Genomic DNA, 11,720 nt, shown 5'->3' with positions numbered 1-11,720 from the left:
GACTTTAGCTATTAGCCTAGAACTTTAGTTCGAGGCGGGCTAGGAACCTAACAGTAAAGCTACTTTTAGCTTAAGTTGACACCTATGCGCCCCTACAGTGCTGTAAATAAGCAAGATTGCGGTGTAGAATCTCGCTTGTGTTTCCATTAAAGATGCAATGAAATATATCTTATTTCACGTGTGGCGATTCCTTCGGCGTTACCGAACACAAGCTGTTGTCTTTACAGCCATTGGATGTCTTGCTGTATTGAGTTTGATTAACTTTAGCGCAATTCATGTTCTGGCTCAACCTGCTTCGGCCTCATCTGAACGTCCAGCAATGCTCGCTGTTAAAGCGCCAAATTTGGGGCGACACTTTCAAGAATTCGGGCGTGAAGGCTCTATCTTGATTTACGACTCAAAAAACAACCGCATCTATGAACATAATCCTCAACGTAATGCAACTGCGTAGGCGTAGCCCGTCGTAGACATCGCTCCAGCTTCGACATTCAAAATTTTTAACTCGCTGGTGGCGCTAGAAATAGGTGTAGTTCCTGATGATGTAGCGGTTCTGACTTGGGATGGAATTCACCGAGAAATTGACGCCTGGAATCATGATACAAATTTGCGTCAAGCCTTTAAAGATTCAACTGTTTGGTTTTATCAAGTGCTGGCACGTAGGGCTGGATATGAACAGATGCAGCAATTTATTAACAAAGTAGGTTACGGTAATCGTCAGATTGGAACTGCCGCAGACATTGATCGTTTTTGGTTACAAGAACCATTAAAAATTACACCCAAAGAGCAAATTAAGTTTTTGCAACGGTTGTATCAAGGCGATTTGCCTTTCTCACAACGGACAATAAATCTTGTCAAAGACATAATGATACGTGAACAAACTCCAGACTACACACTGCGGGGAAAGACGGGATGGTTAACGAGTACTAAACCAGAAGTTGGTTGGTTTGTTGGTTATTTAGAGCAAAACAAAAACGTCTACTTTTTCGCAACAACCCTCGATATGTATAAACCAGAGGATGCCTCCGCCCGCATCGAAATTACACGACGCAGCCTTAAGGATTTGGGCTTGCTGGCTAAAATTAACTAACCACCACCAACAATAGTTACCACTTCTAAGCGATCGCCTGGTTGCACTTTTGTTTGCGGCCAAAACTGGCGATGTAAAATTTCGCCGTTATACTCTACAGCTACCAAGCGCGGGTTGAAACCCAAGTGTTGAAGCAAATCGGGTAAAGAAGTTTGAGACGAACAGCTATGGGTTTCACCATTTACGTGAATCATAATCTCATTAGACATAAGGCATGTTGGAAATTGGGCATTGGGCATTGGGCATTGGGCATTGGTTATTCACTTTGGACGAATGACAAATGACAAATGACTAATGACTCTTTTAAATTTCTGGTTTAATGCGATTGAGTTGGGAAAGCAAATATTGCGTTACTAAGGTAGGCTGTTCGGCTTGCATGAGCGATCGCACCACCGCCACGCGTTCTGCTCCCGCATCAATTACATCATTGATATTATTGGCATCTATTCCTCCAATGGCAAACCAGGGAATTGAGCAATTTTTGGCAGCATAGCTGACATATTCTAAACCTGTTGCCACCTTACCTAGTTTCGTAGGAGTTTCATAAACTGGCCCCACACCAATGTAATCTACACCTTCAGCAATTGCTGCTTGCATTTCTTCTTTATTTGTGGTAGAAAGACCTATCAGACGCTGCGAACCGAGTAATTGCCGAGCAACAGTAACAGGCATATCTTGTTGTCCTAGATGCACTCCATCTGCATCGACTGCCAAAGCTACATCCACGCGATCGTTAACAATGAACAAAGCACCGTAGATATGGCATAACTGCCGTAATTTTCTAGCTTGTTCCAGACGCAAAGAATCATCGGCGGTTTTGTCGCGGTATTGTAAAAGCGTTAATCCACCTTTGAGTGCAGCTTCAACGCTGTTCAACAAAGTTTCATGTGGGGAAGTAACAAGATACAAACGCGATCGCCACAATAATTGATGGCGCTGATGACCCATTAAACTACTTTCTAGGGTATAAACCTGATAGCGCATTTGCTTACAGGCTTTAGCCATATTTGGCTGATAAAGCTTGCTGTATTCTTCCAAAACCCGTAATGCTTCTTCTATCCGGCAAAAGTTAGCTTGCAACACCGATTTGATGCTAGCTCGTTCTTCTTCCTGAGGATGAGTTAACTCAGTTCCAGGATCGCCTGGTGTATCTCGCGCCGCCCGCAATTCCGGGGTATGCCATTTGGCTACCTCCTGTCGCAGCCGCTTGCATTCAAGAGCCAACTGGGCATTATTCAACCCAAAGCGACACCATTCTTCAATAATTCGCAAGCCCTCACGAGCACGATCTAAATTGGCATCTAAAATGCGGTAGACAACTTGTTGTATTTGCTCTTTTTGGCTGTATGGCTCGACCATTACAACAACCCCGTTAGTGCTTTCATCGGAATGTGAATTATCATATGTCCTAGTAATCATAAGTTAATTAATTTGCTTTTTTTTACTCAATTTTTGCAGAATACACGCAAAAAAACGTATTAATGAGGGTTAAGGGAAATTATCCCATGTTCCTATAGGCAGTGAGAAGGGTAGTTTGAGGCTACAGTTTCGCACTAAGGTTAGTCAAGTATTTTACGGTAAACGACAAGCTTACACAGGACTAGTACCGCAAGGCGGAAGCAGCCCCTTGGGGAAGTCAAAAGTCAAAAGTCAAAAGTCAACAAATTTTAGAGTGAAGGTATTTTGGCGTTCGCGTAGCGTTTCCTTTAGAACAAGGTATTGTTGAACAGACACAATATCATTTATTACCCTGTATTAAAAATCGCCAGTCGCTCAATATCTGAGTAATATTATCGACATAATACTCTTATCTTAAAGAGTATAAGAATTTATTGTTACTTCCAAGGAGTTGTGTTAAATATGATTCACAATCGTGTGTTTCCTAAGTACCATAGGGTAGATATTATGCTTGCAAAGCTTAAGTTTATAGAATCAGCAAGACTTTTATTTTTTAGTTTATCAGTATTATCTTTTACCGTAGGCATGGGAGCGGCAAGTATGGCCTTCCTGGGTAGCGCAATCGCTCAGATGCCATCGACACCAAATTCCGCACCTCTGGGTGAGAAAACAAATTCTCAGGTTAACGTACTGTTTGTCAACCCAAAAGTTGGAGATGACAGCACAGGCAATGGTAGCGAATCTGCTCCTGTGAAAACGATTACCCAAGCGTTGCGATTAGCTAACGCTAATACTGTAATTATGCTCTCCCCGGACACTTATAGCGCCGAGACAGGAGAGGAATTTCCTTTAATGCTGAAACCGGGTGTTTCAATTCAAGGCAACCCTAGCAATCAAGGTAAGGATATTGTAATTCGGGGAGGTGGTGATTACCTGAGCCGGAGCTTTGCCGGTCAAAACGTCACAATTGTTGGAGCAAACCAAGCCTTGCTCACTGGAGTGACGGTGACGAATCCAAACCGCCGTGGTTACGGTTTATGGATTGAATCTAGCAATCCGGTAGTTATGGAAAATACATTTATTGGCAATACCCAAGATGGAATTTCCGTAAGTGGTAATGCTGCACCCACCATTAGTAAGAATTTTTTTGATCGTAATGGAGCCAATGGCATCACAATTGCCGGTAACTCCAGTCCCCAAGTGAAGGAAAATGTCTTTCACCAAACAGGTTTTGGCATCAATATTGCCCAAAATGCTGCTCCTGTAGTTATAGGCAATCAAATTAATAACAATAGATCGGGAATTGTGGTGCAAGCAAAAGCCCGCCCGATTTTGCGAAATAATATTATTCAAGACAATAAAGAAGATGGTTTAGTTGCGATCGCTCAAGCAATGCCAGATTTGGGTAATGCATCCGAACCTGGGGGTAATCAATTTAAAAATAATGCTCGCTACGACATTAACGCCAGCGCTGCCAAACAGGTGATTCCTGCTGCTGGTAACAACCTTGTGAGTAGTCGCATCACTGGTAAAGTAGATATTAACGCTACAACAGCACTAGCAACCGAAAATTCTCAACCTGTTCCTGCTGCCAATAATGTTTTACGAGAAATACCAGCAAACGGCGAAATCACCTTTTCGGCTCCTGAAATCTCTGAAACTAGCAACAGCATTTCAGCAAATAATCCTGTTTCTACACAAATAAACAGCCAATTGCTGCCATTAATGCCAGCCAATGTACAACTTTCCCCGCCTAAATCCAATCAAGAACCACCCACCCCTAAAGTCGCCGGATTTCCAACTCCTAGCAGTTTGGCAGCAAGACAAATAACAACTGACACTCAAGTTGCACAGCCGCCTAATACACCACAGTTAAATTATCTGCGTATTGATCCTAGTACGATAGAAATTACTGCCCCTGAGTATCCATCCAATTCAGTTGCACAGCCACCAGTTGCAAGCGTGAGAGAGCAAACACAGCAGCCGTTAGCAAGACTAGGAACTACTGCCCCAGGTGCTTCAGCACTTTTACCACTTCCTGAGAACAATATCCCTATTAGTAATACTCGCAATATGCAAACAAGTTCTGCAAGTATTCCTTATGGCAGTAACTCTGCGGCACAATTTGGTGTACTTTATCGCGTAGTAGTACCATTAGCAACTGATAAAGATCAAGATTTAGTGCGATCGCTTGCTCCTGGTGCGTTTCCCACAGTCTGGGAAGGTCAAAGAGTTATGCAAGCAGGAGTATTTAGCAGTGAATATAACGCTAAAGAAATGCTTAAAACGCTCTCTAGCAATGGTTTAAGAGCTATTGTAGAGCCGTTGAATTGAGTAGGGAATTGTGCATGGGGCAAAAGAGGTGGAGGATACTTTCACGCTTTGATCGCCCCTGAATTCAAATAGCATAGAACCAGATAACTACAAGACAGCACTATGACTCCACAACTCGAAGCTGCGATCGCTGCCATCCAACTGCTCTCATCTACAGAACGTCAACAACTGCTGCAAATACTTACCCAAAGCAATTCATCCTCACACTCTCAAACCGATCTGAAAAATCTCAGTAATCAGTTTTGGCAAGACACCACGCTCAAGCAGCTACTCGCCACCCAGACCCCTATCACCGTTCATAACCTCAAATATCTCGCTGCTGACTTTTGGCCTGAAGAAGACTCCATCGAGGATTTTCTCACCTTCCTGCGACAGCAGCGCCAAGAGGCGATCTAACCAAACTGCCATGAGTCTTTTCCTCATTGATACTGATATCGCTTCTTTCATCCTCAAAGGTAGTGATTATGCCGACCCTTACTTGCCACTTTTGAGTGGTCACGAATTGGCACTGTCATTCATGACCGTCGCTGAACTGTTTCAGTGGGCAATTTTGCGTCAGTGGGGCGATCGTCGCCTCACACAGCTAGAACAATACCTGTCGAATTACCTGATCATTCCAGTCGATCAATCCCTTTGTCGAGAATGGGCACAGGTTCGTGCTAATCGACAAAGCGCAGGACGACCAATATCCCCACAAGATGCTTGGATTGCCGCAACGGCTCTACGCTAGGACTTACCGCTAGTCACTCACAACATCAAGGACTTCCTAGAAATTCCTAATCTACGGCTTATTACCCCTTCACCTTAATACCGTATTTGTATTCTTATTCTTGACGACTTGTATTTATTCCTTCGTTGCAGTCAACCTGGCGAATATGAAGGTCAATCCTTTTCATTCCCTTTTTTATAATTGTCATTGGCGATCGCCGGTCAAAATGAAATCAATCGATTTGAGAGAGCGATCGCTTTCTTACTGTGGGGAAGCATCGCTCTTTTAGTCAAGGGAGCGATCGCATTTTGGGAAGTCGGTTAAAAGGTGATCGCTCTTAGACATAAGTTGAATTAGCGATCGCGTTCTTGTTTTAGGGAGCGATCGAGGAAAGCATCCTTTATCCATCACCTTCATCTAGATATTTCAGGAAAGAATTAACACCCAATAACTGAATACCATAGCTTACCATTACCGCTCTCAAGTCATCATCAGCTCTCAAATCATCATCCCCAGATACGATAATCCCCGCTTCGCCATCAATCGCCGTTGCCAACACAGGTAAATCTTTGGGATCTCGACAATTAGGCGGAACAGTTTTCAACTCAACCCATAGCGCACGATACTGCAATTGTTGTTCTAGGCGCATCGCCTGACTGGAGTCAATCCGTTCTCTCAAGCGGGGACGATTCCAAACAAGATGCAGTTCTTCTATGAGGGGTTTACTCATTACCAACTGGAATTTATCTGCATTGAATGTTTCTAAAATTGGCAATGTAACTCGCCCTTTCAGCAAAATGCGAATCCAAATGTTAGTGTCGATGACCACTCGCAACATTAGACCTGCTGGGATTGCTGACGCACAGCTTTAATTTCAGCCCTGATTTCATCGTCTGTAATCTCATTCACAGGGGGTTCGGCATAAAGTTCTTGAATTAAAGCCGTCAAATCTGAACGTAAATCTATTTGAATCAACGCTCTAGCGACTTTTGCTCGTTCGTCTGGCTGCAACTGTTGTACTGCCGTAATGAGTTGTTCTAAAGTAATTGGGATTGATACCATGTCAGTACCCATCATGATGGTTTCTTAAATTTTAGTGCGTTTGTGCGATCGCTATCAGTCCCAAGGAGAATTGACGACTTGTATTTATTTGTTGGTTGCAGTCAGCCTGGCAAATATGAAGGTCAGATCCTTTTTATTCCCTTTTCTTGATTGTAATGGGCGATCGCGGGTCAAAATGAAATCAATCGATTTGAGAGAGCGATGCACCTCGAAATGAAATCAATCGACTTGAGAAGGAGCGATGAGTTAAACAACAGAATACGCTAGTTCTGCGATGTAACTCTCTAATGAAACTACTCCTCGTGTAACAAAATCGTGGGGTGGCATCTCTCCTTTGATCGCAAGGGTTGTCATGTTGGAGAAAGATGCTGCTGCTGAGTTTGAAAATCCCATATTCTGCATTGTCTTTATCCACTGGTCACGCGGAGTTTCCACTACCTTGACTGGTTTTTGTAAAACTTTGGCAAACGATAAAGCAACGTTGAGCGAAGAATATCTTTCTGGACCTTCGATGTTGTGTAGCCCTGTATTCTCTATTGGCTCTGTCATCAAACGCGCTACCAACTGACCAATATCGCGTGGGGCTACCATCGGCAATGTAAAATCGGTTGGAAAGAAGGTATGGATTACGCCATCCTGTTTAGCTGATTGTAAAGATAAGTCCCAATTGCTCATATAGTAGGCAGCGCGGATGATACTAAATGGTATAGACTGGGCAGCGAGTTGCTGCTCCATTTCGTAAAGCACTCCCAAATCGCCAATTTGAGAACCGGGCTGCGCTCCATAAGTCGATTCGGCAACGATTTTCTCTAAGCCAGAGTCTGTTATCGCTTCCAGAATGGATGCCAAGCTTTTTCTTTCTTCAACATCTGTGTCTGTCGCCGGGTCAGCAGGTGGATTAAGCAGGAAAAGACGTTTACCCTTTGTAAACACGCGGCGTAGTTCTACGGTATTATGCACGTCTACAACTTCAACCATCGCGCCGCGCTTCTGCCATTCAGGAATAGACGCAGAACTGCGTGAGACAATGGTTACTGGCTCACCTTGTGATAACAGCGTTTGTGCTACAGCAGAACCAACGTGACCATTGCCACCAAGAATGATGTGCATGGGAAAAATCAAGAACGATAGGTACGGAAGAAGTATAGGAAAAGTGCAGTGTTGCACTAAAGCAGCCCAACTATTTATTTTAGTCTAAACTCCAGTTACCAACTTAGGGTCAGAAGTTGGTATTTGATTACTGAACTTACTTATGTGGTGCGCGATCGCCTTTGCTGTAAGTTGAGTTGAGCTAAGGAAACCCCATCAATACTCCGACACGATTTCAAAGTACCTCAAAACGACTTTGAAGTACCTCAAAACGACTTTGAAGTACCTCAATACGACTTTGAAGTACCTCAATACGACTTTGAAGTACCTCAAAACGACTTTGGAGTACCTCAAAACGAATTTGAAGTACCTTAAAACGAATTTGAAGTACCTTAAAACGACTTTGAAGTACCTTAAAACGACTTTGAAGTACCTTAAAACGACTTTGAAGTACCTGTTGCTGATTTAAGGTAACTTTTTTGACAGTTTTAATAAATCTCTCAGTACAATCCACTAAAAATAATTAGGTCGATCTTAATTTGCTTTAATTTTTCCGAATTATCTCTCAGAGAAGTTTATTGTTGCCTTGGCTAGAGTATATGCAGTAATCCTATAACTTCCTTCAGGAGCGCATCTCATGGCACGACTAAAACGCAGTTCACCCACTCTGGAAAACGCTCTCCGTCGAATTGCAGGAATGCGATCAATTAGCCCGACGCTAAAATTTGGCAACGGATTAAATTTGACAGACTACGACAGCCGCATCCAAAACTTGCAAACCCAGCTATCTACATACAACACTTTACTCTCTACCCTGGATGAAATGGCAGGTCGCCTCTCTCTAATTGAAGAAGAATTGCGCGGCTACTCTGAAAAGATGTTAATGAGTGTGGCAACCCATTATGGCAAAGACAGTTTGCAATATATGCAGGCGGGAGGCAAGCCACGCAAGAAATTATCACGCCGTTCAAGCAACACCCAACCCCCATCTGAGAGTACAGCTACAACCTTAAATGGTGCAAAGAACAATAATAATGGTAAAGAAACCTCTGTTGTTTTACCTTAATCGTTTAACTGCATCATGCTAATGAATTCTTAATTACGAATTACGAATTACGAATTACGAATTATTCGGTCACTGGCTCTGCATCGAAGAACGCCATCTGATACTCTTTATCCTGGTTTATGATCCAATCGAGTCGCTTGCTCAAGGGCAGCTTTTTCTTTGGCTCGACGGACATAAGGTTGTAATTGGGCGCGATCGCAACCTGTTAAAATAATCAGGTTTTCCAGGCTGATTCCCCGCATTAACATTTCTACACGCCAAGTCTGTTGTGCTTGTGATATAGCTGGCGTTTGTCCTTGGGGAGTTAACAGTCCCTCACTCCATACTTGCCAACGTGTCTCAAGCTCTGACTCTGAGAGGGGTTTGCCTGTTTCATTCAAAAACATGGCTGTTTGAGCATCTTTACGACTTTTCAGCCATTTGATTAAGGGATTATTGGTAAAAGAGCCGTAGCGTTTGCCCAAAATCCACTGATTCACAGGCACTTGACGGACAAACCCTGGAATTGTAATTTGTAAAAAGTGCCCTTGAGTATCATAGATTTGGTGCGATCGCTCCAAGCTAATTATTTCCGTGGCAGATAATCCAGCCCCAAATAACACATAAGCCAAGGCATAATCTCGTACTCCCCCTTTCCTGGCTTGTTGCAAAATTTCGTGAACTAAACTAGCAGGCAAATCAGCTACTTCTGTGGTACTAAAACCTCCTTGTAAGGAGTTGATTGCTGATTCTGCTGAAGATGACATGGCTCCATGTAAAAACAACTCCACCAAATTTTCCAGAAAATCATCCCGATCCTCCCAAAGTTCGTGAAATTCGCTAGTGAACTCAATTACGGCATATCCCAAGATCATCCCATTTAGCAAACTGGCTAATTTTTCTGCCGGTAAGTAGGTATTTAAGTGCCCTTGCTGGATTACAGTAGCTAAATACTGAGCTACATAGCGGTTTGCCTCTGTTACTCCCCTACCTAGTGCGCGGCGGTTTTCTGCCGGGAATTGGTCGGCTTCACCTACCACAGACCGGACGAACTCTGGCACTCGTTCTAATGTATGTAAAGTGTCACTTGCATAATCTTTAAGAGCTTGGTAGACATTGCCGGGAGGCGTTGCCCGCCGCACCAGCGACTCACCTAAATCTTTGAAAGCTGCGGACTCTTCCAGCACAGCCAAAAGCAGTCCATGCTTATTGCCAAAATTCCGAAATAGAGTCACTTCATTAACTTCGGCTTTTTCAGCAATTTGGCGGGTTGTGGTAGCGCTGACTCCGTGAGCAGAAAACAACTCAAGTGCAGCTTGGATCAGGCGTTGACGAGTGGAAACAAGTTGAGACGACATAAATAAATGCAAGTGGCACTTGCACGGATATCAGATTTCTGCTAGCATAACAAATGTAAGTGATACTTGCTTTGCTCTACTGTAACGGACTAGTATACAGGGCGGGTAAATCTCTGTGGGATTATGCCTAAGAAAAAGCAAATCGCTTGATCATCCATCAACAGGAATTTTTATGACCGCAAATTTTGGGGCGATCGCTCCTGAGAGAGGCAATTCACCTCAACTCAGGTGGATAAATGTGGTATTTTTTGGTGTATTTCATGCTTTAGCACTTCTGGCTCCTTGGTTTTTCTCCTGGCCAGCATTAGGTTTGCTAGTGTTTCTGCACTGGTTATTCGGGAGCATTGGTATTTGCTTGGGATATCACCGACTACTGAGCCATAAGAGTTTCCAAGTTCCCAAGTGGTTAGAGTATGCGATCGCCCTCATTGGAGCGCTGGCTTTGCAAGGCGGGCCAATTTTTTGGGTAGGTGGACATCGCCAGCATCACGCCCACACGGAAGATATTGACCTAGACCCCTACTCTGCCCAAAAAGGATTTTGGTGGAGCCATATGCTATGGATTTTCTACCCGCGTCCAGAATTTTTTGATTATGACACCTATAAAAAATATGCTCCTGACTTAGCAAGACAACCCTTTTATCGCTGGCTGGATCGCTACTTCTTGCTGTTGCAAATACCCTTTGGGCTGCTGCTTTATGCCTTAGGGGGATGGTCTTTTGTCTTCTATGGAGTGTTTCTCAGATGTGTCTTGCTTTGGCACTCAACCTGGTTTGTGAACTCAGCATCACATCTGTGGGGTTATCGCACCTTTGATGCTGATGATGGCGCTCGTAATCTTTGGTGGGTATCCATCGTTACCTATGGAGAAGGATGGCACAACAACCATCATACCTATCCCCACATGGCGAAATCTGGCTTGTCTTGGTGGGAGATTGATGTTACTTGGTGGAGCATCCAAGTTTTGCAGACTTTGGGTTTAGCCAAAAAAGTTGTCTCGCGTCCTCCTCAAGGTGCAAATAACGGCTAAATTGCAACTAAATTATCATGAATTTGTTATGCCGATTGCTTCCCGTAGTCGGCTTAATAAACTTTTACTTGCATATTTACATGATGATTAATACTTCTAGGTTTCGCCAGACGATTCTGCTAGCTATCATCACACTCAACCTCATTTCTACTTGGCTACACTACATAGACAATGCAATATTTTTAAGTAGATATCCCGGCCCACCGTGGTTCACTTCTGTTGGAGTAATTAGTACTGTGATTGTGATGACTCCAGTAGGACTGTTGGGATATTGGTTTTACACCAAAGATATGTTTTGGTTAGCGTACTTTTTATTAGCCTTATACTCAATCACTAGTATCTCCAGTCCAGTCCATTATCTCTTCCCGATGGTTGCTCCCATGTCTTTGAAAATACATAGCCTAATTTGGCTGGATGGAATTATGGGACTGTTACTGATAGGTTTCTTGCTGTGGTCTAGTTTTGTATTGAAAAAGTTGCGTAGTAAACTATCTACAAATTGACATAACATATATATAACTGAAATTGCCCCCCATTTTATTAGACATCTCCAGAAATTAAATATGCGTTACCCAGAACCCTTGTAGAGACGTAGCACTGCTACGTCT

General features: G+C 43.3%; 15 protein-coding genes. 9 read left to right on the top strand and 6 right to left on the bottom strand.

All coding sequences use genetic code 11. The annotated features are described in order from the left end of the window. Positions 1-157: 157 nt before the first annotated feature. Positions 158-451, top strand: a complete 294-nt coding sequence (locus VB740_RS36880; protein WP_416290739.1) for a hypothetical protein — start codon at positions 158-160, stop codon at positions 449-451. An 18-nt stretch (positions 452-469) separates the two neighbouring features. After that, positions 470-1,087 carry a class D beta-lactamase gene (blaOXA, locus tag VB740_RS27435; protein ID WP_416290743.1) on the top strand — a complete coding sequence of 206 codons (618 nt, stop codon included), beginning with the start codon at positions 470-472 and terminating at the stop codon, positions 1,085-1,087. Here the strand turns inward: blaOXA and thiS are convergent. Together thiS and VB740_RS27425 are read right to left on the bottom strand one after the other, a co-directional pair. Continuing rightward, positions 1,084-1,296 (bottom strand): sulfur carrier protein ThiS, encoded by a 213-nt coding sequence (gene thiS, locus VB740_RS27430; RefSeq protein WP_323203011.1) that lies wholly within the window; start codon positions 1,294-1,296, stop codon positions 1,084-1,086. The two genes, blaOXA and thiS, sit on opposite strands and share 4 nt — an antisense overlap. A 94-nt stretch (positions 1,297-1,390) precedes the next feature. Then, positions 1,391-2,506, bottom strand: a complete 1,116-nt coding sequence (locus VB740_RS27425; RefSeq protein WP_323203010.1) for a thiamine phosphate synthase — start codon at positions 2,504-2,506, stop codon at positions 1,391-1,393. A gap of 441 nt (positions 2,507-2,947) precedes the next feature. On the opposite strand from VB740_RS27425, the gene VB740_RS27420 reads away from it, so the two are divergent. From VB740_RS27420 to VB740_RS27405, 4 genes are all read left to right on the top strand, one after another. Further along, positions 2,948-4,819, top strand: coding sequence for a DUF1565 domain-containing protein (locus tag VB740_RS27420; protein WP_323203009.1), 1,872 nt, complete (start codon positions 2,948-2,950; stop codon positions 4,817-4,819). 102 nt (positions 4,820-4,921) lie between these two features. After that, complete coding sequence (locus VB740_RS27415) at positions 4,922-5,215, top strand: hypothetical protein (RefSeq protein WP_323203008.1); 294 nt, start codon at positions 4,922-4,924, stop codon at positions 5,213-5,215. A gap of 10 nt (positions 5,216-5,225) precedes the next feature. Next, a complete protein-coding gene (locus VB740_RS27410) occupies positions 5,226-5,549 on the top strand; it encodes a type II toxin-antitoxin system VapC family toxin (protein WP_323203007.1) in 324 nt (107 codons plus the stop codon). Between the two features lie 180 nt (positions 5,550-5,729). Then, entirely contained in the window at positions 5,730-5,852 is a 123-nt protein-coding gene (locus tag VB740_RS27405; protein ID WP_323203006.1) for a hypothetical protein, read from the top strand. A gap of 76 nt (positions 5,853-5,928) precedes the next feature. Here VB740_RS27405 and VB740_RS27400 read toward each other — a convergent pair whose 3' ends face one another. The 3 genes from VB740_RS27400 to VB740_RS27390 all read right to left on the bottom strand — a co-directional run bounded on the left by VB740_RS27400 (position 5,929) and on the right by VB740_RS27390 (position 7,700). Beyond that, the gene (locus VB740_RS27400) at positions 5,929-6,366 is read right to left on the bottom strand and encodes a putative toxin-antitoxin system toxin component, PIN family (protein WP_323203005.1); all 438 of its coding nucleotides are present in this window, start codon (positions 6,364-6,366) and stop codon (positions 5,929-5,931) included. Then, positions 6,366-6,605, bottom strand: coding sequence for a hypothetical protein (locus VB740_RS27395; protein WP_109011221.1), 240 nt, complete (start codon positions 6,603-6,605; stop codon positions 6,366-6,368). The genes VB740_RS27400 and VB740_RS27395 overlap by 1 nt, the downstream gene beginning before the upstream one ends. 231 nt (positions 6,606-6,836) lie before the next feature. Next, the gene (locus VB740_RS27390; RefSeq protein ID WP_323203004.1) at positions 6,837-7,700 is read right to left on the bottom strand and encodes an NmrA family NAD(P)-binding protein; all 864 of its coding nucleotides are present in this window, start codon (positions 7,698-7,700) and stop codon (positions 6,837-6,839) included. A 616-nt stretch (positions 7,701-8,316) separates the two neighbouring features. On the opposite strand from VB740_RS27390, the gene VB740_RS27385 reads away from it, so the two are divergent. Further along, positions 8,317-8,745: a hypothetical protein gene (locus tag VB740_RS27385; protein ID WP_323203003.1), complete on the top strand. Its 429-nt coding sequence runs from the start codon at positions 8,317-8,319 to the stop codon at positions 8,743-8,745. A 107-nt stretch (positions 8,746-8,852) separates the two neighbouring features. On the opposite strand, the gene VB740_RS27380 is transcribed toward VB740_RS27385, so the two are convergent. Continuing rightward, the gene (locus tag VB740_RS27380) at positions 8,853-10,082 is read right to left on the bottom strand and encodes a TetR family transcriptional regulator (RefSeq protein ID WP_323203002.1); all 1,230 of its coding nucleotides are present in this window, start codon (positions 10,080-10,082) and stop codon (positions 8,853-8,855) included. 172 nt (positions 10,083-10,254) lie between these two features. Here VB740_RS27380 and VB740_RS27375 point away from each other — a divergent pair, with 172 nt between their 5' ends. Both VB740_RS27375 and VB740_RS27370 read left to right on the top strand, forming a co-directional pair. After that, positions 10,255-11,112, top strand: coding sequence for an acyl-CoA desaturase (locus tag VB740_RS27375; RefSeq protein ID WP_323203001.1), 858 nt, complete (start codon positions 10,255-10,257; stop codon positions 11,110-11,112). Between the two features lie 17 nt (positions 11,113-11,129). Continuing rightward, on the top strand, positions 11,130-11,615 hold the full coding sequence (locus VB740_RS27370; RefSeq protein ID WP_323203000.1) for a hypothetical protein: 486 nt from the start codon (positions 11,130-11,132) through the stop codon (positions 11,613-11,615). Positions 11,616-11,720: the final 105 nt, after the last annotated feature.

The sequence above is a fragment of the Nostoc sp. UHCC 0251 genome (genome assembly GCF_034932245.1).
Classification (GTDB): domain Bacteria; phylum Cyanobacteriota; class Cyanobacteriia; order Cyanobacteriales; family Nostocaceae; genus Nostoc.
The sequence above is the reverse complement of the archived record's forward strand: the minus strand, read 5'-3'. Positions and strand labels throughout refer to the sequence as shown.